This is a genomic window from Actinoplanes sp. NPDC048967 (assembly GCF_040649415.1).
Lineage (GTDB): Bacteria > Actinomycetota > Actinomycetes > Mycobacteriales > Micromonosporaceae > Actinoplanes.
Genome location: NZ_JBEZFL010000002.1, coordinates 878958 through 903618, shown reverse-complemented (window position 1 = coordinate 903618; position 24661 = coordinate 878958). Strand labels below are relative to the sequence as shown.

The window sequence follows — 24661 nt, the reverse complement described above, 5'->3', positions numbered from 1 at the left end:
ACACGACCTCGGCCCGGCGGCCACGGCTGCCTCCCCGGTCAGTACGAGGGGTAGTCGCCCGGGCAACTCCGCGGTGCGGGCGCCGGCTTGTGGGCCAGCAGATCCCGGGCCTGGTGCCGCCCCAGGTTCCAGCCGCGCCAGTCGTCCTCGTTCTGCTTGAGCTCGGCGGCGATCGGGGCCAGCACGCAGTTCCGGTTGGCGCCGGTCAGCCGGTCCAGGGCCGGGACCGCGTCGGCCGAGAGGTTGGACAAGTACCGGGTGTCGATCCGGTCGGTCTGCTCGTACCGGGTGACGTTGTGGTCGGCGATCAGCCGGTCCGGGTTGGCGCCGGCCAGTCCGAGCAGGGCCAGCACCGCGGCGGCGACCACGGCGCGGGGCAGCCAGAGCGCGGTGAGCCGGATGCCCGCGATCAGGATGAGCACGAAGACGAGGCCCAGCCACAGCTCACAGAGCGAGACGAGCAGGCGCAGCCGGGTCAGGCCGTACGTGTCGGCGTAGAGGTCCATGCGATGTGTGGCCGAGGCGACCACGACCAGGGTGAGCAGGGAGAGAGCGCCGAGGATCACGCGGATCAGGACGCGGTCGGTGCCGGTGTCCCGCGGTGCCCAGCGGGCCGCCCCGGCGAGAACCACGAGCGTCAGCCCGGTGACGACCAGCAGCTGCCAGAAGCCGCCGCGGGCGTACTCGGCGTAGGTCAGGCCGTCGGTGTCGAGAACATGTTTCGACCCTCCGAACAGGACGGTCAGCTGCACGGCGACGAACATGGCGAACAGCAGCACCAGCAACGTCAACGGCACCGCCCACTCGAGCCGGGCGACCCGACGACCACCGGGTCGCGCCAGCCCGTCGAGATCCGGCGGCGCGGCCCGCAGATACGCCGCGCCGCCGAGGACGAACGCGGTGACGACGAAGACGAAGACCCAGCGGAAGACGGTGACGCCGTTGATGTCCGGCATCGCCCGGCCGACCAGATCGGCGAAGGCGGCATCGGCCGAGGCGAACAACGATCCGAAGACCACGAGCAAAGCGACGGAGACGGAGACCGTGGCGGTGACCCGCAGACCCTTGCCGCCACCCTTCGCGCGGACGGCGGCGAACCCGCGCCGGACCCAGGGGAGAGCGCGGAAACTCGCGAGGGGAGCCATGAGCACAGCGACGACCATCGCCCGCAGGGAACGTCCACCGGCTACGGCCAGCGCGCCGGTGATCGCGGCGGTGCACAGGCAGAGGAAGAACAGCCAGCCCGCGGCCCGGAACGTGCCGACTGCGAGCAGGGCGACGGTGGCCGGCGACCAGAAGTAGCGGGCGTTGCTGAGCGTTCGGGGGCCGCGGCGGACGAGCGGGGCAGGGCCGGTGGTCCTGGGTGCAGGATCCGGCACGATGCGGGCGACGACCAGGGCGGCAGCGCCGGCGATCGCGGTGACGAACCAGCCGACGCCGGCTCGGTCGAGCGGGACGCTCAGAGCGGCCACCGCGGCGGCGACCAGGAGGGCGACGATGGTTGCGCGGGAGGCTGGGCGGGTGGGGCCGGGCCAGCGGTTGCCGAACAGGGATACGTCGGCCCATGGTCCGTGCAGTTGGGCTACCGGCATGGCGGCCGGTTGTGCGCCGGGAGTGCCTGGTTGCCGCGGTGTCTGCTGTGCCGCCAGGGCAGGTTGGGTGTGGCTGGTCTGGGCGGTGCGGCTCGCCGGGGCGCCGGGTCGGCCGGCGGACTGTGCGCGGATCCATTCCGGGGTTGCCACCCGCTTTGTCTGAGCCGGCGGCTCAGCAGGCGATGGCGTGGCGACGGATCCGCCCGGTGCGGTTGCCGGGCCGGGTCTGGTTGGCGAGGCTGCGGGTTGGGCGGGGAGCGGGGATGCAGCCGGGCCGCCTGCGGGGCTGCTGCCGGTTGGCGACGCCGGCTGGGCCGAAGGCGTGGCCGTGGCGGTCGCCGCAGCCGATGCCGGCGGAACCACCTGAGTCGGCCAGGACGACGCCGGCCCGGCCGTGACCTTGTCGCCCGTCGAGCTGGTGCCACTCGGCGCGGCCGACGGCGGTGCAGTCTGCGCCGATGCAGTGGCCTGGTCGCCCGCTGAGTGATCAGGCGCGCCGGCCGGTTCGTTTTCGGGCGTCGGAGCTTGAGTCGTGGACACGGTGAGGTCCTCCTCCAGGAGGTGTGAGAGCCGAACGGCGTCAAGAGAGCGAGGGACGACCCGGCTGCAAGGGCAAAGTCACATGAATGAGGCAGCCCGGCCGCTGCGCCCGCACAGTCGTCCCCGGTGAGTTGGCGGTCGGGGCCCAGGCCGGGTCGACGACCGCGATCGTTCCGCCATGGAGCTGGACCACCCAGTGGGCGATGGCCAGGCCCAGCCCCGTACCCCCGTCCTTGGCCCGTTCGCCTCGGGTGAAGCGTTCGAAGACCCGGTCGCGGTCGGCCGGCGGGATGCCTTCGCCCTCGTCCGCCACCGCCACCACCACGTGGTCGTCGTGGCGTTCGGCCCGGATTGTGACCGTGCCGCCCGGTGGGCTGTGCCGGGCCGCGTTGTCGAGCAGGTTGGCGAAGACCTGGTGCAGGCGTTCGCGGTCGCCTTCGATGCGCAGGGCCGGGGCTGCGACCACGAAGTGGACGTCGTGGCCGGCGCCGTCCGCGTTCACGGTTGCTTCGCGGATCACGTCGTTCAGGAAGCTTCGGACGTCGATCGGTGCGCTGGCCATCGGGACCACACCGGCGTCCAGGCGGGACAGGTCGAGCAGTTCCGTGACCAGGCGGCCGAGGCGTTCGGTCTGGGTCAGGGCGGTGCGCATCGTTTCCGGTTCCGCGTCGGAGACGCCGTCGACGATGTTCTCCAGGAGGCCGCGCAGGGCGGTGATCGGGGTGCGGAGCTCGTGCGAGACGTTGGCGATCAGCTCGCGCCGTTGCCTGTCCGCGGCGGCCAGGTCTGCCGCCATCTGGTTGAACGCCGTGGCCAGTTCGCCGATCTCGTCGCGGGAGGTGGCGCGGACCCGGCGGGTGTAGTCGCCGCGGGCCATCGCCCGGGCCGCATCGGTCATCTCTCGCAGCGGGACAGTGGTGCCGTGCGCCGCCACCTGCAGGGTGACCAGCCCCAGGGCGACCGCGATCGCGAACCAGGACAGCTCCACGCGCATGAAGTCGAGGCTCCACCAGAAGATCAGCAGGCCGACGCCGCCGGCCAGGCCGAGCGCCACCGACAGCTTCGCCTTGATCGAGCGGACCGGGTCGAGTGGGCGGGGCAGCAGGCCGAGCGCGGGCGCCAGCCAGCCGAGGGCCAGGCTCAGCGGTCGCGACACCCAGCGCAGCAGGCGGCTGAGCAGCGGGGAGGTCATCGTTCGACTTCCAGGGCGTACCCGACGCCGTGGACCGTACGGATCAGGTCGGCGCCCAGCTTGCGACGCAGGCCCTTGATGTGGCTGTCGACAGTACGGGTGCCCGAGGCGTCGGCCCAGCCCCACACGTCGGCGAGCAGCCGTTCCCGGGGCAGCACCGTGCGGGGCCGGCCGGCCAGGTGCACGAGCAGGTCGAACTCCGTGGGGGTCAGTCTGGCCTCGACGCCGGCCCGCTGGACGCGGCGCTCAGCCAGGTTGATCTCCAGGTCGCCGAAGCGCAGCAGCTGTGACTCCGCCGGGGTGGGCTCGCTCGGGGCGGAGCTGCGACCGGCCCGGCGGAGCAGGGCGTGCACCCGGGCGGTGAGCTCGCGCATCGAGAACGGCTTGGTCAGGTAGTCGTCCGCGCCGACCGCCAGCCCGACCAGCAGGTCGGTCTCGTCGTCGCGGGCCGTGAGCATGAGGACGGGCACGCCGCGTTCGGCCTGGATGCGCCGGCAGACCTCGAGGCCGTCGAAGCCGGGCAGCATGACGTCGAGGACTATCGCGTCCGGCCGGGTGCGCCGGGCGGCGTCGACCGCACCGGGGCCGTCGCCGGCGACGTCGACCTCGAAGCCCTCCGCGCGCAGCCGGGCGGCCACCGCTTCGGCGATGGTGCGTTCGTCCTCGACCACGAGGACCCTCTTTGCCGTCACCGCGCCCCCTCTGCTCCGCCCCGCATCGTGCGAGGCCGGGGCAAGCCGGCATGCCCCCGTGACCGCCGGTCCGCCCCCGCGCCGAGCAGCCTATTGACCAGTCGTGCAGGCGCGGGGGTGGCTTTGTGGACAACCTGTGAAGATGATCGGCCTGTGGATAACTCTGGGGATAACGCTGTGGGCTTGTGGATAACCCTGTGGATCGGGTGGGGGTAACAGGCGGTTCAGCGGGTCCAGTCGTGTTTCGCCGCGCGGATGAGCTTGTCCTTCAGCTCCCGCGTGTGGCGGCGACTCACCGGCAGCTCGGCGCCGTCGATCGCCACGACGTAACCCGATTGGGTGAGCCGCAGCTCCGCGACCAGGCGCAGCTGCACCAGGTACGAGCGGTGGATCCGGACGAAACCGGCGTCGGCCCAGCGCTCGGCCAGCGTCGCCAGCGACACCCGGACCAGGTGGGACGCGTCGACCGTGTGCAGCCGGGCGTAGTCACCCTGTGCCTCGACCCAGCGCACCGACGAGCGGGGCAGCATCCGGGTGGTGCCGGCCAGCTCGACCGGGATGCTGGGCTCGTCCTGCGGCTTCGCCGGTGCCGGGGGCGGGGTGGCGCGCAGGCCGGCCACGCGGCGCAGCGACTCGCCCAGCCGTTCGGAGCGGACCGGCTTACGGACGTAGTCGGTCACGCCCAGGTCGAACGCGTCCACCGCGCCGTCGTCGTAGGCGGTCACGAACACGATCGCCGGTGGCCGGGCGAACCGGTGCAGGATCCGGGCCAGCTCCATGCCGTCCAGCCCGGGCATCCGGATGTCCAGGAACACCGCGTCGACCTCGGTGTCCCGCAGCACCCGCAGCGCTTCGGTGGCGTCGCCCGCCCGGTGCACAAAGGCGACCCGATCATCGGCGTTGAGCAGGTACGCGAGCTCGTCCAGGGCCGGCGGCTCGTCATCCACGGCCAGCACGACGAGGCTCATGCCCGTACCCCGGGATGGAATTTCGGCACCCGCATGCTCACTTTCGTCCCCGCGCCCGGCGCGGTCTCCACCACCAGCCCGAAATGGTCTCCGAACACCGAGCGCAGCCGCTCATCCACGTTCGAGAGCCCGACATGTTGCCCGGCGTCGTCGTCGCGGGCGTTGACCGCCTCGGCGATGCCCGCCGCGAGCACCGCCGGGTCCATGCCGACCCCGTCGTCCTCGACCGTGATGTGGCATTCGGCACCGGCGTCCCGGGCCTCGATGCTCACCATACCGACGCCCGGCTTACGCGACAGTCCGTGCCGGACCGCGTTCTCCACCAGCGGCTGCAGGCACAGGAACGGCAGGCCGACCGGCAGCACCTCGGGCGCGATCTGCAGGCGGACCTGGAGGCGGTCGCCGAACCGGGCGCGTTCGATGGTCAGGTACCGGTCGATCGAGCGCAGTTCCTCGGCCAGGGTGGTGAAGTCGCCGTGCGCGCGGAATGAGTAGCGGGTGAACTCGGCGAACTCCAGGATCAGCTCGCGGGCGCGTTCCGGGTCGGTGCGCACGAAGGAGGCGATGGCGGTCAGCGCGTTGTAGATGAAGTGCGGGCTGATCTGGGCGCGCAGGGCGCGTACCTCGGCGCGGGCCAGCCGTTCGCGGGAGGAGTCCAGCTCGGCCAGGGCCAGCTGGGAGCTGGCCCAGCGAGCGGTCTCCATGGTGGCCTGGACCAGTCCGGGCGCGGGCTGATCGTCGGCCACCGCCACCAGCGCGGCCACGGCCTGCCCGTCGGCGCCGGTCAGCGGGGCCACGACCGCGCCGCGGACCACGCAGTCCATCCGGTCGCAGGGCAGGTCGGCCCCGCCCAGCACGATCGACCGGTTGGCCCGGACAGCCCGGTCGGCCGCGGCGGTGAACTGGCCGCTGTGGTGCCCGCCGCGTCCGTCGAAGGCCAGGCACCGCTCACCGTCGGCGACGGTGAGCCCGGGCGCGCCGACCAGGCGCCGCAGATGCCGCGCGGCCTTGGCGGCCGAGGACGGGGTCAGCCCGGTACGCAGCGGCTCGGCAGCCAGCGAAGCGGTGTGCAGAACGTCGTACGTGGCCCGCTGTCCCGCCGTGGCGATCCCTCGCCGGGCCCGTAGCCGCAGCACGGCGACGACCGCACCGACCAGAGCGGCCAGCACGGCAAGAACCGCCAGCACACTGCCGACCTGACCAGCCACGCACGCATCCTGACCGGAAACTTCCGGAAAAACCAGCGCGTGGACTTAATACGCGCCCTTGCGCTTCAGCACTACCCAGATGGTCCGCCAGAGGATGCCCAGGTCGTACGTGAGCGACCAGTTGTCGACGTAGTAGAGGTCCAGCCGGACCGCCTCGTCCCAGGACAGGTCGGAGCGGCCCGACACCTGCCACAGGCCGGTGATGCCCGGGCGCACCAGCAGCCGCCGCCGCACGTCGCCCAGGTAGTCGCCGTCGTCGGCGGGCAGCGGGCGCGGCCCGACCAGCGACATCTCGCCCTTGAGCACGTTGATCAGCTGGGGCAGCTCGTCCAGGGAGGTGGCCCGCAGCTTGCTCCCGAACCGGAAGATCCGGGGATCCTCCTTCATCTTGAAGAGCATGCCGTCGGCCTCGTTGAGCTCCTCCAGCGTCGCCTTGCGTTCCTCGGCGTCCACGTCCATGGTCCGGAACTTCCACACCCGGAAGGTGTGGCCCTCGTGGCCGACCCGGGGCTGGCGGAAGAAGACCGGGCCGGGGCTGGCCATCTTGATGCCGATGGCGATCACGGCCAGGACCGGGCTGAGGAAGAGCAGGCCGAAGAAGGCGGCGACCCGGTCGAGCAGGTTCTTGGCCAGCCAGCCGGGGCCGGACAGCGTCGGCTCCTCGACGTGCAGCAGCGGCAGGCCCTCGATCGGGCGGATGTGCACGCGCGGGCCGGCGATGTCGGTGAGCTGCGGGGCGACCACCAGGTCGACGCCGGTGCCCTCCAGGGCCCAGGCCAGGCGGCGCAGCTCGCCGGGCTCGGCGCTGGCCGAGCCGCAGACCGCGATCGTGTCGCCGCCGACCTCACGGACCAGGGCGAGCACGTCCCGGCCGGCGTAGACCGGCACGGGTGTCTCGATGCCTCTGGCCGCGGAGTAACCGTCGGTGAGGTGGATGGCCACCGGGATGAGGCCGGCGGCGGGGCTGCGGGTGACAGCCGTGTAGACCTCGAGGGCCTCGGGCAGCGTGCCCATCAGGATCATCCGGTGCGCGCCGTGACCGGTGCGCCGGCGCGCCACGTGCAGCACCTGCCGGGCCGAGTAGCGGCAGAACAGGATGAAGATCAGGGCGGCGACGCAGACGTAGGCCACCGTCACGCGGGAGAGCTGGGTGCGCGTGCCGAAGGCCAGCAGCGAGACCGCGGCCACGACCGTGATGGAGGAGCGGAAGACCCGCTTGAACTCCTCGCTGCCCAGCCCGAGGTAGCGCCGGTCGTAGCTGCCGTTGGCCCAGAGCGTGAAGATCCAGCCCAGGGGCAGGCCGACGAAGGCGACGAAGTAGAAGATGTTCTCCCGGCCCTGGAAACCTGAGCTGGCCTTCTGGATGAAGGTGACGGCCAGGGCGCTGGCCAGGATGGCCGAGACGAAATCCAGGAAGATCAGGATCAGCGTGTACGGCCGGTGCCAGCGCGACAGCCGGCGGTGGGAACGGGTCCAGGCCGACCGGGGTACGCCGTTACTGGGCGGCGGTTCCTGTTGCCACTCGAAACTGTCGTACGGCATGCCGCTCCGGCTCTTGCTGGTTCCCGGGCGTTGGAGGCTTGTGGTCACCTCGCCTACGTCCTCCCGCATCACGTACCGCCCACACCGAGAACATTACGCACCGCCACGGCCCTGGGGGCTCCGGCGGGGCCGCCGGTCCCTAGCGCGCCGCGCACGAAGCGTGGGACCGGGCCACTATACCGATGGAACGGTCCAGAAGAAGGGGACGTTGTGCCCGCTTTCCCCCACGGAACGGTATGTGCACGCTGCGTGACTATCGGATCAACTTGGACAACCGGCGGTCCGCGAGCGGCTTTCCGCCCGTCTGGCAGGTCGGGCAGTACTGCAGGCTCTTGTCCGCGAAGGAGACCTCGCGGACCGTGTCACCGCACACGGGACACGGCAGACCCGTACGGGCGTGGACCCGCATCCCGGCGCGCTTCTCCCCCTTGAGCTCGGCGGCCTTCTGCCCCACCGAGCGGGTCACGGCGTCGGTCTCCACCTGCCGCATCGCCTCGAACAGGGTGGTGACCTGCTCGTCGGTCAGCTTGTTGGTCAGCGCGAACGGCGACATCCTGGCCACGTGCAGGATCTCGTCGGAGTAGGCGTTGCCGATGCCGGCCAGCACCTCCTGGTCGGTGAGCACACCCTTGACCTGGCCGCGCCGGCTGCGCAGCCGCTCGGCGAACTGGTCGCGGTCGACCTCCAGCGCGTCGGGTCCCAGCCGCGACACGCCGGGCACCTCGGCCGGGTCACGCACGAGGTACGCCGCCAGTGACTTCTGGGTGCCGGCCTCGGTCAGGTCGAAGCCGGACTCGTCGTCCAGGCGTACCCGGATCGCGATCGGCCCGCTGCCCGGCTTGAGCGGCGCCGGGGACTTGAAGGAATCCCGGTAGTGCAACCAGCCGGCCCGGGCCAGGTGCACGACCAGGTGTAGCTCCGGGCCCAGGCCGAGATCCAGGAACTTGCCGTGCCGGCCGGCGGCGGTGACGACCAGGCCGGCGACGGCGGAGGCGGGCGGGTCGTAGGTCTTCAGCGCGCTGAAGGACGAGACCTCGAAACGCTGGACAGCATGGCCGACCGCACGCTCCCGCAGGTACGCAGCGAGCGCCTCGACCTCGGGAAGCTCCGGCACGCCCTCAACGGTAGCGTTTCCCGGCGTGAAGGTCGTCGTAGCGCACAACAGATATCGCGAGGCCATCCCGTCCGGCGAGAACGTCATCGTCGACACGGAGATCGCGCAGCTCACGGCGGCCGGGATCGAGGTGCTGCCGTTCCAGCGCGCCTCCGACTCGATCGGGGAGCTGCCGCTGGCGCAGAAGGCCCTGCTGCCGCTGTCGCCGATCTTCGGCCGGGCGGCGCAGCGGGACCTCGCCGACCTGCTGCGGCGGGAGCGCCCGGATCTGCTGCACCTGCACAACCCGTACCCGTTGCTGTCGCCGTCGGTCGTGCGGACCGCGCACGCACACGGCGTGCCGGTCGTGCAGACCGTGCACAACTACCGGCAGGTCTGCTCGTCCGGGCTGTACTTCCGGGACGGGCACAACTGCCACGACTGCCGGGGCAAGGTGGTGGGCTGGCCGGCCGTCGTGCACAAGTGTTACCGCGGCTCGGCGGCGCAGAGTGCCCTGATGGCGACCACGCTGGCGGTGCACCGGCCGACCTGGAAGTCGGTGGACCGCTACATCGCGCTGACTCATCGGATCGCCGAGCACCTGCGGAGTTACGGCATTCCGGACGACCGCATCGTGATCAAGCCGAACGGCCTGCCGGATCCCGGCGATCCGGAGCCGCTGGGTGACGGCTTCCTGTACGCCGCCCGGCTCTCCCCGGAGAAGGGGCTGGCGCTGCTGCTCGACGCGTGGCGCCGGCACCCCGACGGGACGCTGGGGCAGCTGCGCATCGCGGGCGACGGGGAGCTGCGTCCGCTGGCCGAACAGGCCGCGGCCGAGCGGGCCGACGTCACCTATCTCGGCGCGCTGGACCAGGCCGGCATGGTCGCCGCCCGCCGGGCCGCCTCCGTGATCGTGGCCGTGCCGACCTGGGACGACGTGCTGCCGACGGTGATCCTGGAGGCGATGGCCGCCGGCCGGCCGGTGCTCGGCACCGACGTGGGCGGGATCCCGTACCTGCTCGGGATCGGCGAGACCGTGACCCCGGCGGGCTGGGCGGTCGGGCCCGACCCGGAGAAGCTGGCCACCGCGCTGCCGATCGCCCGCGTCGACGCCGCGGCGGCCGCGCCCGCCGCCCGCGACCGCTACCTGCGCGCGTTCCACCCGGACGTGGTGACCCGGCGACTCATCGACATCTATGCCGGGCTCACAGGCAATTCTCATCCCGCATCGAGGTAGATCACCATCTAAACGGGGAAAGCTGGCCCCGTGACCGAAGCCAAACTTTCGCGCCGCAACCTCCTGCTGGGCGTCGGCGGTGCCGTGGTGTTCACCGCGGCCGGGGCCGGGGCCGGCTATGCGATCGCCGACCGCCGGGACGACGCCGAGACCCCACAGGCCGCCCCGCAGGCCGGTCCCGCGAAGTACCGGTCCCGCCCCGACCTGCGCACGCTGCCCGACGTCACGATCACGACGCCGGCCAACGCCACCGCCCCCGGCTACATCTTCCTGACCCCCGCGTCCGGCGCCGGGCTGTGGGGCCCGCTGATCGTGGACGACAAGGGTTCGCCGGTCTGGTTCCGCAAAGTGCCCGACCCGGCCACGGTGGCGATCGACTTCAAGGTCCAGCAGTACCGGAACAAGCCGGTCCTGACCTGGTGGGAGGGGACCATCGGCGGCACCGGCGGGCAGGGTGTCGGGCAGGGCGAGTTCGTCATCGCGGACACCTCGTACCGGGAGATCACCCGGGTCCGGGCGGCGGGCTCCGAGCAGGCCGACCAGCACGATTTCGTGATCACGCCGGACGACACCGCGATCTTCTGGGTCTACGACCCGGTCCCGTACGACCTGTCCGCGCTCGGTGGGCCGGCCGACGGCGTGCTGCACGACGGGGTGATCCAGGAGATCGACATCAAGACCGGCAAGCGGCTCTTCGAGTGGCGGGCCCGGGACCACGTCGAGCTGGCCGAGTCGTACGCGCCACTGCCCGAGGGTGACTCCGCGCACCTGCCGTACGACTACTTCCACGCCAACTCGGTCGGGCTCGACGCGGACGGGCACATCCTCGCCTCCGCGCGGCACACCTGGGCCGTCTACAAGATCGATCGCAAGTCGGGTGCGGTGCACTGGCGCGTCGGCGGCAAGAAGTCGGACCTCACCGTCGACGAGAAGTCCAAGTTCAGCTGGCAGCACGATTTCCGGCGCCGGCGCGACGGGTCGTACAGCGTCTTCGACAACGGCGCCGGCGTCACCAAGGAGCGCGAGCAGTCCCGCGGCCTGGTCTTCAAGATCGACGAGGGCGCCCGGGCGGTCACCTTCGTGCAGGAGTTCCTGCACCCGGAGAAGCTGTCGGCGCCGACGCAGGGCAACTTCCGGGAGCTGGCCGACGGCGGCTCGTTCATCGGCTGGGGGCAGAAGCCCTACTTCACCGAGTACGCCCCGGACGGCACCGTGCGGCTCGACGGACATCTGCCGCTCGACAACCAGTCGTACCGCGCGTACAAGGCTGAGTGGGCCGGTGCGCCGCTGGACCAGCCCGCCCTGGGCCTGCACGTCGACGGCGGCAACGTGGTCGTCAGCACGAGCTGGAACGGCAGCACGAAGGTCGCCAAGTGGCGGGCCCGGGCCGGCGGCCAGCCGCGCGCGCTCGACCAGACCGCCGAGGCCGGCCGCACCGGCTTCGAGACCACCCTGAAGCTGCCGGGCACCCCGGAGTACGTGGTCGCCGAAGCGCTCGACAGCAGCGGCAAGGTGCTGGGGACCTCGTCGGCGATCCCCGTCCGCGTCTGAGTCAGCCCTTCAGGGCCGCCCGGCCCGAGAACGCGATGCTGGCGGCCAGGAAGGCGCCGTTGACCAGCGTGAAGGCGCCGATCACGAAGATCGTCCACTGTGGCGCCAGGGTCAGCACCAGGCCGGCCAGGGCGATCACCGCACCGTAGTCGCGGACCAGCTTGACCACGCGGACGGGCAGCGAGCGGCTCGTCACCATGCTGGAGGCCTGGCTGCCCGTCTGCATCACCGAGGTGACCAGGTTGACCATCCAGGTGCCCGCGAAGGCGGCGACCAGCCACGCCGGGGTCTCCGGCACCTGCGCCTCGGCCACCGCGGACAGGGCCGCCACCAGCGCGATCTGACCGGCCACGTCGCACAGCACGTCGACCCGGCCACCGGCCGCGCTGGTCTGGCCGGTGACCCGGGCCAGCTGGCCGTCCGAGCAGTCCAGCGCGTACGCGAACTGCCAGCCGACCAGCGCGAGCAGCCCGACCGGCCAGGCCCACACCTGGCCGTCCGCAACCGGTCCGGCCGCCGCCACCACGACGAACGAGACCAGGCAGCTGAGCCCCAGGTTGGCCACGGTCAGCACGGTCGGGGCGAGCCGGTGCTTGTGGGCGAAGACGGCGATCCGGGCCCCCACCCGCTGGCTGATCGCCTCGCTGAACAGCCCGCCGCCCCGGTTCACGCCGTAGTAGTCGGCGGCGGTGGGCGGGCGGTCCACTGTCGGCTCAGCGGCGGGCGATGGCGTCGTCATACTCGGCCAGCTTCCTGCGGATCTCGTCCGGTGACATCGCGAGGTGTTCCAGGATGGTGTAGCGGTCCGGCCGGGTCCGCGGCGCGAAGTCGACGACCTCGACGAACTGCTCCACGGTGAGGCCCACGTCGGCCGGCGTGCGCGGCAACCGGTGCCGCACCAGGCAATCCGACATCTGCGCGAAGCGACGTTCGTCCCCGCGCAGGAAGGTACAGAACAGTGCGCCCAGGCCGGCCAGTTCGCCGTGGGAAGCGGCGCCCGGGAACAGCGAGTCCGTCGCGTGCATGATCTCGTGACAGCCTCCGCTGGACGGACGGCTGCTACCGCAGACCGCCATGGCCAGACCGCTGGAGATCAGGGCTTCCGCGAGCACGGTGACGAACGCGTCGTCGGTCATGTCGCCCGGCATGGTCAGCACGGCTTCGGCGCCCATCCGGGCCAGCGAGGCAGCCAGACCGTCGACGGGCTCGCCGCGCACCGCCCGGGCGAGTTCCCAGTCGGCCAGCGCGCTGATGTTGCTGATCACATCGCCGATGCCGGACCGGTTGACCCGCTCGGGACCGTTCTCGACGAAGTCGAGATCGACGATGACGGCCAGCGGGATGTGCACGCCGTAGGAGCGCTTGATGCCGTCGTGGATCAGGCTCGCCACGGGGGACGCCACGCCGTCGTTGGCCAGGCTGGTCGCCACGGACACCATCGGCAGGGCGTAGCGCGTCGCCGCATATTTCGCCGTGTCCACCGTTTTGCCGCCACCGATCGCCACCACGGCGTCATACGAGCGGGAGCGGAGCTTCGCACCCAGGTCGATCGCCGCGTCGAGGGTGCCACCGGCGGTGGTGTAGATGTCGGCCGACCGCAGCGACGGCTGGATCATCTCGGCGATCCGCTCGCCCTGACCCGGCCCCACGACCACGGCGACGTCGCCGCCGGACGAGATCCGGCCGTCGGCCAGGATCGCGCTGAGGTCCGCGACCGCGCCCCGGCGGACGTCGATGTGCAGCGGCGTCTGGACGCTGCGGGCTAGTAACGGCATGCGATGTCCCGCGCCTTGGCGAGGTCGTCGTGGTTGTCCACCTCGACCCAGGGGATGTCGCCGATCGCCGCACCGCGGATCTCGCCGCCGCGGTCGGCGTACTCCTGGTAGCCGTCCTCGTAGTAGAGGTCGGGGTTGCGCTCGAAGGTCGCCTTCAGCGCGTCGGCCAGGGCGGCGGCCGCCTCGGCCTCGATGATCGTGGCGCCGATGTACTCGCCCGAGGCCTCGGCCGGGTCCATCAGCTTCGTGATCTTCTCCAGCCGGCCATCCGCCGAGAAGACTGCCTTCATCTCCTCGTCAGCAAGCTTCTTCACATTGTCGATGGCGAGCAGGATGCCGGGGCCGCGGTTGGCCAGCAGGGTCTGCTCGACGCTCACCGGGTGCACGGTGTCGCCGTTCACGAGCAGGGCACCCTGGGCGAAGTGGTCCCGCGCCAGCCACAGCGAGTAGGCGTTGTTCCACTCCTCGGCCTTGTCGTTGTGCACCAGGGAGATCTTCACGCCGTACTTCTGCTCGAACGCGTCCTTGCGCTCCTCGACCGCGCCGGCCTGGTAGCCGACCACGATCGTCACGTCCGTCAGCCCGGCCGCCGCGAGGTTGCGCAGGGAGATGTCCATGATCGTGGTCTCCCCGTCCACGGGGACCAGCGCCTTCGGCAGCGTGTCCGTGTAGGGACGCAGCCTGCGTCCGGCGCCGGCGGCGAGTACCAAGCCGATCATGGGGTGGTTCCTTCCCGAAGTGAGGGGCGTGCCAGCCGAGGATAGCGGTGGGTTCACATACCGAGATTGTGCAGGACCGCGGAGCCGTCCTCGGCCAGTGCGGAAAAAGCCTGCGTGCCGGTCACCGGCGCTGGAAGAAATGCGGCCGTCGCCGGCCCCGACGAGAGCTCCGCCGCCGGACAGCGGGGCCGGGGGACACACGAAAAATGCCATAGAGCCTGCTCGTAAGCTTGGGGCATGACCGCTGAGCAGCTGATCTCGTTCGCAAGAGGGGCTCCGTCCCTGGACATCATCGACGTGCAGGGCCTCAAGGCCGCCGCCGCCCGGGCCTTCGACGCCGATCCGGCCGGGGTGACCGCCTACGGCACCTCCGTCGGTTACGTCCCGCTGCGCAAGTGGATCGCCGAGAAGCACGGCGTCGACGCGGACCAGGTCATCGTGACGAACGGTTCGCTGCAGGCCGACGCGTTCCTCTTCAACCACCTGGTCAAGGCCGGCGACGACGTGATCGTGGAGAAGCCGACCTACGACCGCACCCTGCTGAACCTGCAGAACCTGGGCGGCAAGGTGCACCAGGTGACGATCGAGCCGGACGGCATCGACGTCGCCGAGCTCAAGGGGATGCTCGAGGCGGGCCTGCGCCCGAAGCTCGCGCACATCATCCCGAACTACCAGAACCCGGCCGGTGTCACGCTTTCGCTGGAGAAGCGGCGGGCGCTGCTGAGCCTGGCGGTCGAGTACGGCTTCACGATCTTCGAGGACGACCCGTACGTGGACATCCGCTTCCGCGGCGAGGCCCTGCCGTCGATGCTGTCGATGGACACCGAGAACGTGGTCGTGCACGCCTCCAGCTTCACCAAGACGGTGTGCCCGGGTGTGCGCGTCGGCTATCTGGTCGGCCCGGCCGCCCTGATCGACGCCATCGCCAAGAAGGCCACCAACCTCTACATCTCGCCCGGCATGGTGTCCGAGGCGATCGTGCACCAGTTCTGCGTCTCCGGCGACATCGAGCGGTCGGTGCAGACGGTCAGCACGGCGCTCGCCGAGCGGGCCCGGGTCCTCGCCGCCTCGCTGCGCGAGCACATCCCCGGCGCCACCTTCACCGAGCCGGACGGCGGCTACTTCCTCTGGGTGGACCTGCCGTCCTCGGTGGACGTGGACAAGCTGTTCCCGGCGGCCATGAAGAAGGGTGTCGCCGTGGTGAAGGGCAGCGACTTCCTGCTCGACGGCGGTAAGTCGTCGGTGCGGCTGGCCTTCTCCGCGGTCACCGTCGACCAGATCGACGAGGGTGTCCGCCGGCTCGCGGCGGCCATCGCCGAGGTCTCCGCCTGATACCTGCCTGACTGTCGGGTTTCCGACACTGCGCCTCAGACGCCGGTCCCGGGTTTCCCCGGGACCGGCGTTCGGCTCACAATGCTGCTGCACCGGCTGCATGACCATGCGGCCCGGTGCGTCGACACCCACCCCCGCCCCCCGGCGCCGGGCGGGCCGATCGCACCTTCACCCCCCGAAATGCGGCCGGTCCGTCCGGCGCCACCCGGCCGACCGGCATGCGGGTGGCCCGGCCGGGCAAGGTAACGGGCGTAGCCTCGTGCAGGCCTCACCGCGAGGCCGGCCGACATCACCCCTGGGGGAGGCAGCCATGAGCGACGACGTGCACCGCAACCGGACCACCGGCGTCAACCGGTCACTGTCCCGGGCCTGGACTGCCCCGGTCCGGGCGATGAACCGGTTCCTCGGCGCGGACGACGGCCGGCCGGCCGAACCGGGCGAGCCCTTCCACGGCACCGCGGTGGTGGACTGCGGCGTCTACGTCGACGGCAAGCGCGAGTCCGGCGACTTCACCCCGGACGAGGCGCTGCGCGAGGCGTGCAGCCGCGAGAACGCCTTCGTCTGGCTCGGCCTGCACGAGCCCACCGCCGCGGAGATGGCCGCCATCGCCCGCACGTACGACCTGCACGAGCTCGCCGTGGAGGACGCGGTCAAGGCGGAGCAGCGGCCCAAGCTGGAGCAGTTCAACTCGGTGCACTTCCTGGTGCTGCGCACCGCGCGCTACGTGCCGCACGGCGAGCTGACCGAGACCTCCCAGGTGGTCGAGACCGGGCAGATGATGATCTTCGTCGGTGAGCGCTTCGTCATCACGGTCCGGCACGGCGACGCCTCCCGGCTGGCGCCCGTGCGGGCCGACATGGAGGCCCGGGGCGAGCTGCTCGCGCAGGGGCCGTGGGCGGTCGCGTACGCGGTGACCGACCGGGTGGTGGACGCGTACATCGAGGTGGCCGACCAGGTGGAGGCCGATCTCGACATCATCGAGGAGGGCGCCTTCTCCCGCGACAGCGGCAGCCCGGTGCAGCAGATCTACCAGATGAAGCGCGAGATCGTGGAGTTCCGCCGGGCCGTGGTGCCGCTGCAGCGGCCACTGGCCACGATCACCTCGCCGCAGAGCCGGCAGGTGCCCAAGGAGATCCGGCGTTACTTCCGCGACGTGCAGGACCACCTGACCCGTACGGTCGAGCAGGTGTCCTCGTACGACGACCTGTTGAACTCGATCCTGCAGGCGCGGCTGGCCCAGGTCACGGTCGACCAGAACAACGACATGCGCAAGATCGCCGCCTGGGCCGGCATCGCGACGGTCTGGACCGCGATCGCCGGCGTGTACGGCATGAACTTCGAGCACATGCCCGAACTCGGCTGGCAGTACAGCTACCCGGCGCTGGTCACGTTGATGCTGGCCATCTCCGTGCTGCTCTACCGGGCGTTCCGCCGCAACGGCTGGCTCTGACCCGCCCCCCACCGCACCCGGCCGCCCTTTACAGTGACGGGGTCGCCCTGGGGAGGGAAGCCGCGTGCCGTCACGCCAGGATCAGCTGCACTCGTACCAGTACTCGCAGCAGCGGGTGGTGGCCGCGCTGGTCACCCACGACCCCGATCCGCACCGCTCGCCGCTGCGCCGGGCCGGCAGCGCCGCCCTGATCAGCCTGGTCGTCGCCTCGCTGGCCGTCGGTGGCGCCGCCGTCTACGGCCTGCTCAAGGGGCGCAGCTCGGTCGAGCCGCGCAACGAGGCGGTGGTCTTCCTGGAGAAGGGCTCGGGCGCCCGCTTCGTCTACCTCAAGTCCGACGACCGGATGCACCCGGTGCTCAACTACAGCTCGGCCCTGCTGATCGCCAACGCGACCGAGCCCAAGATGGTCGACGCCTCGTCGCAGAGCCTGGCCAAGGTGCCGCTGGGCGACCCGCTCGGCATCCCGGACGCCCCCGACTCGCTGCCGGCGGCCAAGGGCGGGATGGTGAAGCGGGTGTGGACGGTCTGCTCGCGGACGCCGGCCGACTCCGGTTCGGGCACCCCGGCGCAGAGCCTGCTGGTTGTCGGCGACCGGCTCACCGACGGCACCGTGCTGCCCGTGCCCCGGGCCGACACCCCCGCCGCCGACCTGCGCGGCCTCCTGGTCGTCGACCCGTCCGGGCGCACCTATCTGGTCTACAACAACAAGCGGTTCCTGATCCCGGCCGGCCGGCTCCAGCGCACCCAGTCCTTCCTGGGCTGGACCCAGCAGCCGCTGCCGGTGGCGGCGGCCTGGATCAACGCGGTGCCGATCGGGCCGGACCTCAAGCCGCCCGGGATCCGGGACCTCGGTGACCCGTCGCCGGCGATCGACGACTTCGAGATCGGCCAGCTGCTGCGCATCCGGGGCGACGCCAGCGGCACGGACAAGTGGGGAGTCGTGCTGGGCGACGGCGTGGCCGACATCACCGACGTGCAGGCGCGGCTGCTGCAGGTCGACCCGGAGGCGTACGACCGCCAGGACATGGACCTCAATCTGTACAGCAGCCTGCCGCACTCGCGGATCCAGCTGATCGGCGAGGCCGCCGCCGCGGGCCTGCCGCCGGCGGTCCCGGTGCTGCTCAACGGCCCGGAGCAGGTATGCCTCAGCTACGACGGCGAGGACGCCAAGGGTGACGCCGGCCAGGGCGTGCTGAGCATCCGGATCGGCCCGACAGCCCCGAACGGCAGCCCGGTCGCCGGCGCGCCGGCCGTCGCCGGTGGCGTGCAGGCCGACCTGGTGCACGTGCCGCGGGGCAAGGGCGCGCTGGTCGTGGCCGCCGCCTCACCCACGGCGCCGGCCGGCAGCGGCACGGTCAGCATCGTGACGGACACCGGCCGCCGCTATCCGGTCGCCAACCGGGACGTGCTGCCCCGCCTCGGCTACGCCGGTGTCGAGCCTGCCCCGATCCCGGGCCAGCTCGTCTCGTTGCTGCCCCAGGGACCGGCGCTCGACCCGGTGCGCGCTCGCCAGGGCGACTCCACCGAGGGCTGAGACGCAGCGAGGCGGGCGGACGGCTCCGTTCGGAGCGCCCACCCGCCTGCACGATCTGCGTTACCGGGGGTCAGTTCTTCTTCTGGCCGCCGCTGGCCAGCCGGGCCACCTTCGGGCTGTGCTGCGCCGACTGGGTCTGGTCGACCGGGTCGGCGTCCACGAGCTCGATGGCCGGCTCCGCCGTGCCGGCACCGACCGCCGGGTCGACGCCCTTGGCCGGGTCCGAGCCGACCGCCCCGACGACCGGGCCGGTCTCACCCTTCGGCGTGACGAAGCCCGACGGACCGGACAGGTCGGCCGGCTTGGCCAGGGCCTCGTCGGTGCTGGTGATCCGAGTCGTCGCGGGGCTCGGGTCGTACTCGTCCCACTGCTCCTGACGGCGCTTGCGCAGCACGTAGGCACCCGCGGCACCCACCGCGGCGCCGGCCAGCAGCAGACCGCCGAGCTTGCTGCCCGTACGGCTCTTCTGCTTGCGGCCCAGCGTCTTGTCGGCCCGCTTCTGCAGCTTCTTGGCGTTCTTCTTCGCGTCCTTCTTGCTGGCCTTGAGGTCCTTCTTGCTGGCCTTGGCCGTGGTCTTGCTCACCTGCTGTGCCTTCTCGGTCGCGGCGGTGACCAACGGGGTCAGCGTCGCCACGGCGCTGCCCCAGCTGCTCGACGCGGCATCCTTGGCCTTGGTGGCCGTCGGCTGCACGCGGTCGCGGGCGGCATAGAAACGGGGACCCACGGTCGCGCTGGTCTCCTGAGCGGCGAGCGATGCCGCACGCTTGAAGTGATCAACGCTCTGACCGAGCTCGCTCTTCATCTTTGCGCTGCGGTTCTTCCGTCGCATCGTTGCGAACACCAGTGCCCACCTCCTGTGGTTCTCTCCCACGTCATGTTGCCTTCTTGGGTACCCCCGCGTTGCCGGATCAGACACATGGGGGAGGATCCGAACTGCAAAGAACTGTCCAGCGCCGGTCCTCCACCTAGCGACCGGCGACCGCGACACTGATGGGAGTACCCGTGGCCGAGACTCTTTACGCCACCCTGCACACCAATCACGGCCCGATCCGGCTCCAGCTCTTCCCGGACCACGCGCCGGCGACCGTGCGCAACTTCGTGGAGCTCGCGGAAGGCACCAAGGACTACGTCGACCCGCGGACCGGCCAGAAGGGCAGCGGCCCGTACTACGACGGGACGATCTCGCACCGCGTCATCGCCGGCTTCATGATCCAGCTCGGTGACCCGACCGGCACCGGCCGCGGCGGCCCGGGCTTCCAGTTCGCCGACGAGTTCCACCCGGAGCTGCAGTTCGACCGGCCCTACCTGCTCGCCATGGCGAACGCCGGCCCGGGCACGAACGGCTCGCAGTTCTTCATCACCGTCGGCGCCACCCCGCACCTCAACCGCCGGCACACGATCTTCGGCCAGGTCGCCGACGAGCAGTCGGCCAAGGTCGTCGACTCGATCGCCACCACGCCGACCGGTCCGGGCGACCGTCCGCGCGAGGACGTCGTGGTGGAGCGCGTGGAGATCGAGCGCGCGTAGTTCCGTTACCCCGTCCGGGTACCGTTGTGGGTATGAGTGAGTCTCCGGTGACGGCGCCGGTCTGCTACCGACACCCGTCGAAAGAGACCTACGTCCGTTGCACCCGCTGCGAGCGGCCGATCTGCCCGGACTGCATGAACGAGGCCTCGGTCGGCCACCAGTGCCCGGAGTGCGTTGCCCAGGGCAGGCGCACGCAGCGGCCGGCCCGCACCGCCTTCGGCGGCAGCGTGGCCGGCCGTGCCGGCACGACCACCAAGGTCCTCATCGGCGTCAACGTCGTCGTGATGCTGGTCTCCATCCTGAGCGGCGGTGCGAACGCGATCGCCGGCGGCGGCTGGGGCGGCCTGCTGGGCGGCAGTACCCCGCTCACCGAGTGGGGCGCGGTGCTCGGCTCCGCCGTGTACGGCCCGGCCGGCGACGTGGTCCCGCACGGCATCGCCCACGGCGAGTGGTATCGCCTGTTCACCGCAATGTTCCTGCACTACGGCGTGCTGCACCTGCTGATGAACATGTACGCCCTGTGGTTCCTCGGGCGCGACATCGAACGGGTGCTCGGCCCGGCCCGCTTCGTGGGGCTCTACCTGCTGGCCGGCCTCGGTGGCAACGTGGCGGCCTATCTGCTCTCCGCGCCGAACTCCATGACCGCGGGCGCGTCGACGGCCGTCTTCGGCCTGATGTCTGGCATCTTCGTGCTGCTCAAGCGCCTGAATCTGAGCGTGGCGCCGATCCTGCCGGTGATCGTCATCAACGTCGTCTTCACCTTCGTCATCTCGAACATCTCGGTCGCGGGACACCTCGGCGGACTGGTCGTCGGCGCGGCGACGGCGGCTGTGCTGGCGTACGCGCCCAAGGAGAAACGCAACCTGGTCCAAGGGGTCGGCTGCGCGGCGATCCTGGTGATCCTGCTGGCGCTGGCTGTCTACCGGACGCTGTCCTTGATGAGCTGACGTCCGGTAACGGTCAGACAGACCCGCCGGTCGGCGCTGATCCGGGTCCCGGCGGCCACGTCCTGACCGGTGACCCGCCATTCCGACCGCCGGGCCGGAGCCTCGCCGGCCGGCGGGCGGCACACCGAGACGTCGGTCAGGCCGGCGCGGGCCGCCACGTCCAGCGCACCGGCCACCCCGAGACCAACGAGAGCGGGCATGGCGACCTCCTCGCGAGCCCGGGCCCGATCGGCCGCCCTCCTCGCGGCTGCGGCCCGGGCATCGGCGACCTTCGCGGCCAGCACCTTTGCAGCCGCGGCCTTGTCGTCCGCGGCCTGCCGCGCGGTGGCTCTGTCGTCCGCGGCCTTCTCCGCCTGGCCGGTTGCCGTCCATCCGGTGCTGACCGCTCCGGAACCCCGGCCCAGCCGCACCTGATCGGCGTTCGTGACCCACCCGACGCCGAAGCACAGCAGCACCATCGCTGCGCCCGCCGCCGCGATCCCGGTCAGACCCCGGCGGCGGTCCGACCAGCGAGCTCCGACCAGGATCGGCGGAGTGAACGGACGAGCCCAGCGGGGAGAGCGCCACGGCAACCGGCTCGCCGGTTGCGGCAGCTCACCGGGCACGTCGATCGGTTCGGCCGGCGGTAACGGCGGCCGGGGCCGGGGCATGACGGGTCGCCGGGACGGAAGGGTGAAACGCATGCGGTTTCCTCAGCACAGATACGGGCGATGACCACCAGAGACGATCATCGCCGCCGTACCGGCCGGGTGGGGACAGATCCCCGCAATTACCCTAGAGCGGGGCGTTGGCCCGCAGGGCGTTGAGGGACTCGGCGACCTCTTCGGGGTCCGTGCCCAGCTCGTGCAGGCTGAACAGGTGCAGGCTGTCGCCCGCGTCGATCTCCAGCAGCCGGTTGCGCAGGCCCATCCGCTCGCGGCGGTCCACCCGTACGCGTTCGATCTGCGGCCAGGCCACGTGCCGGCGCCGGACGAAGCCGACCACCATGGTCACCCCGCTCGTGTCCGCGCTGAGCCGGACCGGCGCGATCAGGTCCCGGACCGCCCAGCCGGTCAGCGCGGCGGCGACCACCCCCGCGATGAACCACTGCACCGGGTCCTCGCGGCCGAACGCCACGACCAGCACCACCAGGGCCACCGCGCCGAGCAGTTTGGCGATCGGCAGGACGGGCCGCACCCGCCACTGAAGAGGCGACATGGAACCACTATGGCAGCCCGGCGTACCGTCGGCAGTATGCGAGACGCGGTGATCGTGGGGGCGGTACGCACTCCGGTGGGACGTCGCAACGGCGGACTGGCGCAGGTGCATCCGGTCGACCTGTCAGCGGTGGTGCTGCGGGCGCTGGCCGAGCGCACCGGCATCGACCCGGCGGACGTCGAGGACGTGATGTGGGGCTGTGTGTCCCAGGTCGGCGAGCAGTCGTGGAACGTCGGCCGCAACGCCGTGCTGGCGGCCGGCTGGCCCGAGTCGGTGCCGGCCACGACGATGGACCGGCAGTGCGGCTCCAGCCAGCAGGCGCTGCACTTCGCGGCGGCGACCGTGCTGTCCGGGCAGGCCGACCTGGTGGTGGCCGGCGGCGTCGAGTCGATGAGCCGGGTGCCGATGGGCTCCAGCGCGGCCGGCGCCGACCCGTACGGCTCAGCCGTGGCCGAGCGTTACGGCACGACCGTCTTCAACCAGGGCGTCGGCGCCGAGATGATGGCCGAGCGGTGGGGCCTGTCCCGGCAGCAGCTGGACGAGTACGCGCTGGCCAGCCACGACGCGGCGGCGAAGGCTCAGGACGCCGGCGAGTTCGACGCGGAGGTGGTCGCGGTCGGTGACGTCACCCGCGACGAGGGCATCCGGCGCGACACCACGCTGGAAAAGCTGGGCGCGCTCAAGACGCCGTTCAAGGCCGACGGCGTGGTCACCGCCGGCTCCGCGTCGCAGATCTCCGACGGCGCGGCCGCCCTGGCCGTCACCAGCTCACGCTGGGCGGCGGCGCACGGCCTGCGGCCGCTCGCCCGCGTGCACACGGCGGTGGTGGCAGCGGCCGATCCGGTGATCATGCTGACCGCGCCGCTCCCGGCCACCGCGAAGGCGCTGGCCAAGGCGGGTCTCACCCTGGACGACATCGGCGTGTACGAGGTGAACGAGGCGTTCGCGCCCGTACCGCTGGCCTGGCTGGCGGAGACCGGCGGCGATCCGTCCCGCCTCAACCCGCGCGGCGGGGCGATCGCCCTGGGCCATCCGCTCGGCGCCTCCGGGGCCCGGATCATGACAACGATGATCCACCACATGCGACAGACGAAGGTCCGCTACGGCCTGCAGACGATGTGCGAGGGCGGCGGAATGGCCAACGCCACGGTGCTCGAACTTCTGTAATTCGATATTCATCGGGTGTTCCCCGCTGCTTCCCCGTTCCGCGGCCGTTAAACGGCACATGGACGTGTTCTCCCGTACGTTCCTTCCCGCCGCCGCCGAAGCCGGGGTTGCGATCCCCACCGTGAGCCGGCACATGCCCATCTTCCGCCGCTGTGTGGAGCCCGACGACGCCACGGTGCTGGTCACCAGGTGTGTGAGTCCGGACCGGCCGCTGGCCGGGGACTTCCTGCTGCTGCTCACGTACCGCCGGATGGTCGTGATCCAGGAGACCCGGGTGCTGCACCGGCTGCGGCTGCACCTGAACGCCAACCTGCGGCACCTGAGTGACGTCACCTGGAACCCCGACCTGCGCACGTCCGTCGTGGACGTCGCGGCGACCGCGGTGGACGGGGTGCGCGAGCGCTTCCGGATGCGCCTGGCCGAGCCGGCGCAGGTGTGGCACGTCGACACGCTGCTCAAGCACGTGTTCCGCGAGCGCCGCACACCTGCGTTCCCGGCCACCGTCGCCGCCTAACTGCCGGCCCGCAGGAACGCGCTGATCGACGCGCGCAGACCGGCTGGGTCCAGGCCGTGCCAGCGCGCATGGTCGGCGGGGGTGCCATATCGCCGCTGCTCCGCGCGGCCCACCCCGAGATGCAAACTGCGATGGGGTACGTCGGACAGCGCCGCCGCCACCAGCCGGCTCGACGTGCCGGCCAGGTAGGGCTCCACCACGACCACCTCGCGGCTGACCAGCTCCCGCAGACCCCGGTCGTCGAGCGGCCGCGGCGTGAGCGTGTACGCGACCGTGACGTCCAGGTCAGCGGTGGCGGCGAGCACCGGATCGAGCATCGGCCCGATCGCCAGCACCACCGGCGCGCCGGCCCAGCCCTGCCGCACGACCTGCAACTTGTCCGTGGGCGCGTACGCCCGGCTGTTCTGCTGGGTCGAGAGCCGCACGTAGATCCGGTCATCGTTGCGCGCGGCCGCCCGCAGCAGGGCAGGCACCTCGTTCGGGTGGCCGGGCACGTGCACGGTCCAGCCCTCGAGAGTGTCCAGCAGGGCGACGTCGCCGGGTGACTGGTGGGTGTAACCCGCGCTGGACGCGTCGTACGAGGCACCGATGCTGACCAGGACGGCGCCGACATCCTGGTGGCCCAGGTCCAGCTTGATCTGCTCGTACGCCCGGTCGATGACGAAGGGTGCGTACGAGTGCACGTACGGTCGCAGCCCGGTCAGTGCGAGCCCACCGGCGACCCCGGCCATGAGCTGCTCGCGGATGCCGACGTTGAGCACCCGGTCGGGATGCCGGCGCTGAGCCGGCGCGAACGCGTCGCCGGAGATGTCGGCGATGACGACGGCGGTCCGCGGGTCCTCCTCGAGCAGCGCGGTGGTGGTGGCGACGAAGGTGTCACGCAT

At 71.4% G+C, this 24661-nt stretch carries 23 protein-coding genes; 9 read left to right on the top strand and 14 right to left on the bottom strand.

Annotated features, from left to right (window positions below; translation table 11 throughout):
- Positions 1–38: 38 nt before the first annotated feature.
- The 7 genes from AB0C12_RS11005 to AB0C12_RS10975 all read right to left on the bottom strand — a co-directional run bounded on the left by AB0C12_RS11005 (position 39) and on the right by AB0C12_RS10975 (position 8848).
- Positions 39–1592, bottom strand: a complete 1554-nt coding sequence (locus AB0C12_RS11005; protein ID WP_360546487.1) for a DUF4173 domain-containing protein — start codon at positions 1590–1592, stop codon at positions 39–41.
- Between the two features lie 580 nt (positions 1593–2172).
- The gene (locus AB0C12_RS11000; protein ID WP_360546485.1) at positions 2173–3324 is read right to left on the bottom strand and encodes an ATP-binding protein; all 1152 of its coding nucleotides are present in this window, start codon (positions 3322–3324) and stop codon (positions 2173–2175) included.
- On the bottom strand, positions 3321–4016 hold the full coding sequence (locus AB0C12_RS10995; RefSeq protein ID WP_360546483.1) for a response regulator transcription factor: 696 nt from the start codon (positions 4014–4016) through the stop codon (positions 3321–3323). The genes AB0C12_RS11000 and AB0C12_RS10995 overlap by 4 nt, the downstream gene beginning before the upstream one ends.
- Before the next feature lie 224 nt (positions 4017–4240).
- Positions 4241–4984: a LytTR family DNA-binding domain-containing protein gene (locus tag AB0C12_RS10990; protein ID WP_360546481.1), complete on the bottom strand. Its 744-nt coding sequence runs from the start codon at positions 4982–4984 to the stop codon at positions 4241–4243.
- Positions 4981–6192 carry a histidine kinase gene (locus AB0C12_RS10985; RefSeq protein ID WP_360546479.1) on the bottom strand — a complete coding sequence of 404 codons (1212 nt, stop codon included), beginning with the start codon at positions 6190–6192 and terminating at the stop codon, positions 4981–4983. The genes AB0C12_RS10990 and AB0C12_RS10985 overlap by 4 nt, the downstream gene beginning before the upstream one ends.
- 45 nt (positions 6193–6237) lie before the next feature.
- Positions 6238–7734, bottom strand: a complete 1497-nt coding sequence (locus AB0C12_RS10980) for a sugar transferase (RefSeq protein WP_360546477.1) — start codon at positions 7732–7734, stop codon at positions 6238–6240.
- Positions 7735–7987: 253 nt separating this feature from the next.
- Positions 7988–8848, bottom strand: a complete 861-nt coding sequence (locus AB0C12_RS10975; protein WP_360546475.1) for a DNA-formamidopyrimidine glycosylase family protein — start codon at positions 8846–8848, stop codon at positions 7988–7990.
- Between the two features lie 25 nt (positions 8849–8873).
- On the opposite strand from AB0C12_RS10975, the gene AB0C12_RS10970 reads away from it, so the two are divergent.
- Both AB0C12_RS10970 and AB0C12_RS10965 read left to right on the top strand, forming a co-directional pair.
- On the top strand, positions 8874–10064 hold the full coding sequence (locus AB0C12_RS10970; protein WP_360546473.1) for a glycosyltransferase family 4 protein: 1191 nt from the start codon (positions 8874–8876) through the stop codon (positions 10062–10064).
- 30 nt (positions 10065–10094) lie between these two features.
- Positions 10095–11615, top strand: coding sequence for an arylsulfotransferase family protein (locus AB0C12_RS10965; protein ID WP_360546471.1), 1521 nt, complete (start codon positions 10095–10097; stop codon positions 11613–11615).
- A gap of 1 nt (position 11616) precedes the next feature.
- Here the strand turns inward: AB0C12_RS10965 and AB0C12_RS10960 are convergent, their stop codons facing one another.
- Genes AB0C12_RS10960 through AB0C12_RS10950 form a run of 3 tightly spaced genes read right to left on the bottom strand, consistent with a single transcriptional unit; the run spans position 11617 to position 14109 of the window.
- A complete protein-coding gene (locus AB0C12_RS10960) occupies positions 11617–12354 on the bottom strand; it encodes a CDP-alcohol phosphatidyltransferase family protein (RefSeq protein ID WP_360546469.1) in 738 nt (245 codons plus the stop codon).
- Positions 12329–13390 (bottom strand): iron-containing alcohol dehydrogenase family protein, encoded by a 1062-nt coding sequence (locus AB0C12_RS10955; protein ID WP_360546467.1) that lies wholly within the window; start codon positions 13388–13390, stop codon positions 12329–12331. Before AB0C12_RS10955 ends, AB0C12_RS10960 begins: the two co-directional genes overlap by 26 nt.
- Positions 13378–14109 (bottom strand): phosphocholine cytidylyltransferase family protein, encoded by a 732-nt coding sequence (locus AB0C12_RS10950; RefSeq protein WP_360546465.1) that lies wholly within the window; start codon positions 14107–14109, stop codon positions 13378–13380. The genes AB0C12_RS10955 and AB0C12_RS10950 overlap by 13 nt, the downstream gene beginning before the upstream one ends.
- A 237-nt stretch (positions 14110–14346) precedes the next feature.
- Here AB0C12_RS10950 and AB0C12_RS10945 point away from each other — a divergent pair, with 237 nt between their 5' ends.
- The 3 genes from AB0C12_RS10945 to eccB all read left to right on the top strand — a co-directional run bounded on the left by AB0C12_RS10945 (position 14347) and on the right by eccB (position 18425).
- The gene (locus AB0C12_RS10945) at positions 14347–15441 is read left to right on the top strand and encodes a PLP-dependent aminotransferase family protein (RefSeq protein WP_360546463.1); all 1095 of its coding nucleotides are present in this window, start codon (positions 14347–14349) and stop codon (positions 15439–15441) included.
- A 310-nt stretch (positions 15442–15751) separates the two neighbouring features.
- Positions 15752–16891: a magnesium/cobalt transporter CorA gene (gene corA / locus AB0C12_RS10940; protein ID WP_360546461.1), complete on the top strand. Its 1140-nt coding sequence runs from the start codon at positions 15752–15754 to the stop codon at positions 16889–16891.
- 64 nt (positions 16892–16955) lie between these two features.
- A complete protein-coding gene (eccB, locus tag AB0C12_RS10935) occupies positions 16956–18425 on the top strand; it encodes a type VII secretion protein EccB (protein ID WP_360546459.1) in 1470 nt (489 codons plus the stop codon).
- A gap of 70 nt (positions 18426–18495) precedes the next feature.
- On the opposite strand, the gene AB0C12_RS10930 is transcribed toward eccB, so the two are convergent.
- Positions 18496–19227 carry a hypothetical protein gene (locus tag AB0C12_RS10930; RefSeq protein WP_360546457.1) on the bottom strand — a complete coding sequence of 244 codons (732 nt, stop codon included), beginning with the start codon at positions 19225–19227 and terminating at the stop codon, positions 18496–18498.
- Between the two features lie 200 nt (positions 19228–19427).
- Here AB0C12_RS10930 and AB0C12_RS10925 point away from each other — a divergent pair, with 200 nt between their 5' ends.
- Together AB0C12_RS10925 and AB0C12_RS10920 are read left to right on the top strand one after the other, a co-directional pair.
- Positions 19428–19952 carry a peptidylprolyl isomerase gene (locus tag AB0C12_RS10925; protein ID WP_360546455.1) on the top strand — a complete coding sequence of 175 codons (525 nt, stop codon included), beginning with the start codon at positions 19428–19430 and terminating at the stop codon, positions 19950–19952.
- A gap of 32 nt (positions 19953–19984) precedes the next feature.
- Positions 19985–20899, top strand: a complete 915-nt coding sequence (locus AB0C12_RS10920) for a rhomboid family intramembrane serine protease (protein WP_360546454.1) — start codon at positions 19985–19987, stop codon at positions 20897–20899.
- Here AB0C12_RS10920 and AB0C12_RS10915 read toward each other — a convergent pair.
- Together AB0C12_RS10915 and AB0C12_RS10910 are read right to left on the bottom strand one after the other, a co-directional pair.
- Entirely contained in the window at positions 20872–21582 is a 711-nt protein-coding gene (locus AB0C12_RS10915; RefSeq protein ID WP_360546452.1) for a PASTA domain-containing protein, read from the bottom strand. The two genes, AB0C12_RS10920 and AB0C12_RS10915, sit on opposite strands and share 28 nt — an antisense overlap.
- A 91-nt stretch (positions 21583–21673) precedes the next feature.
- Complete coding sequence (locus AB0C12_RS10910) at positions 21674–22096, bottom strand: PH domain-containing protein (protein ID WP_360546450.1); 423 nt, start codon at positions 22094–22096, stop codon at positions 21674–21676.
- A gap of 36 nt (positions 22097–22132) precedes the next feature.
- Between AB0C12_RS10910 and AB0C12_RS10905 the strand changes: the two genes are divergently transcribed.
- Both AB0C12_RS10905 and AB0C12_RS10900 read left to right on the top strand, forming a co-directional pair.
- Positions 22133–23263 (top strand): acetyl-CoA C-acyltransferase, encoded by a 1131-nt coding sequence (locus AB0C12_RS10905; protein ID WP_360546448.1) that lies wholly within the window; start codon positions 22133–22135, stop codon positions 23261–23263.
- A 58-nt stretch (positions 23264–23321) separates the two neighbouring features.
- A complete protein-coding gene (locus AB0C12_RS10900) occupies positions 23322–23777 on the top strand; it encodes a hypothetical protein (protein WP_360546446.1) in 456 nt (151 codons plus the stop codon).
- Here the strand turns inward: AB0C12_RS10900 and AB0C12_RS10895 are convergent.
- Entirely contained in the window at positions 23774–24661 is an 888-nt protein-coding gene (locus AB0C12_RS10895) for a transketolase (RefSeq protein WP_360546444.1), read from the bottom strand. The two genes, AB0C12_RS10900 and AB0C12_RS10895, sit on opposite strands and share 4 nt — an antisense overlap.

What these genes read in the sequence shown, in the direction of transcription:
- AB0C12_RS11005 (WP_360546487.1), bottom strand. Translation starts at nt 1,592, where the DNA reads ATGCCGGTAGCCCAACTGCACGGACCATGGGCCGACGTATCCCTGTTC.
- AB0C12_RS11000 (WP_360546485.1), bottom strand. Translation starts at nt 3,324, where the DNA reads ATGACCTCCCCGCTGCTCAGCCGCCTGCTGCGCTGGGTGTCGCGACCG.
- AB0C12_RS10990 (WP_360546481.1), bottom strand. Translation starts at nt 4,984, where the DNA reads ATGAGCCTCGTCGTGCTGGCCGTGGATGACGAGCCGCCGGCCCTGGAC.
- AB0C12_RS10980 (WP_360546477.1), bottom strand. Translation starts at nt 7,734, where the DNA reads ATGCCGTACGACAGTTTCGAGTGGCAACAGGAACCGCCGCCCAGTAAC.
- AB0C12_RS10960 (WP_360546469.1), bottom strand. Translation starts at nt 12,354, where the DNA reads ATGACGACGCCATCGCCCGCCGCTGAGCCGACAGTGGACCGCCCGCCC.
- AB0C12_RS10955 (WP_360546467.1), bottom strand. Translation starts at nt 13,390, where the DNA reads ATGCCGTTACTAGCCCGCAGCGTCCAGACGCCGCTGCACATCGACGTC.
- AB0C12_RS10950 (WP_360546465.1), bottom strand. Translation starts at nt 14,109, where the DNA reads ATGATCGGCTTGGTACTCGCCGCCGGCGCCGGACGCAGGCTGCGTCCC.
- AB0C12_RS10945 (WP_360546463.1), top strand. Translation starts at nt 14,347, where the DNA reads ATGACCGCTGAGCAGCTGATCTCGTTCGCAAGAGGGGCTCCGTCCCTG.
- corA (WP_360546461.1), top strand. Translation starts at nt 15,752, where the DNA reads ATGAGCGACGACGTGCACCGCAACCGGACCACCGGCGTCAACCGGTCA.
- AB0C12_RS10930 (WP_360546457.1), bottom strand. Translation starts at nt 19,227, where the DNA reads ATGAAGAGCGAGCTCGGTCAGAGCGTTGATCACTTCAAGCGTGCGGCA.
- AB0C12_RS10920 (WP_360546454.1), top strand. Translation starts at nt 19,985, where the DNA reads ATGAGTGAGTCTCCGGTGACGGCGCCGGTCTGCTACCGACACCCGTCG.
- AB0C12_RS10915 (WP_360546452.1), bottom strand. Translation starts at nt 21,582, where the DNA reads ATGCGTTTCACCCTTCCGTCCCGGCGACCCGTCATGCCCCGGCCCCGG.
- AB0C12_RS10910 (WP_360546450.1), bottom strand. Translation starts at nt 22,096, where the DNA reads ATGTCGCCTCTTCAGTGGCGGGTGCGGCCCGTCCTGCCGATCGCCAAA.
- AB0C12_RS10905 (WP_360546448.1), top strand. Translation starts at nt 22,133, where the DNA reads ATGCGAGACGCGGTGATCGTGGGGGCGGTACGCACTCCGGTGGGACGT.
- AB0C12_RS10900 (WP_360546446.1), top strand. Translation starts at nt 23,322, where the DNA reads ATGGACGTGTTCTCCCGTACGTTCCTTCCCGCCGCCGCCGAAGCCGGG.
- AB0C12_RS10895 (WP_360546444.1), bottom strand. Translation starts at nt 24,661, where the DNA reads ATGCGTGACACCTTCGTCGCCACCACCACCGCGCTGCTCGAGGAGGAC.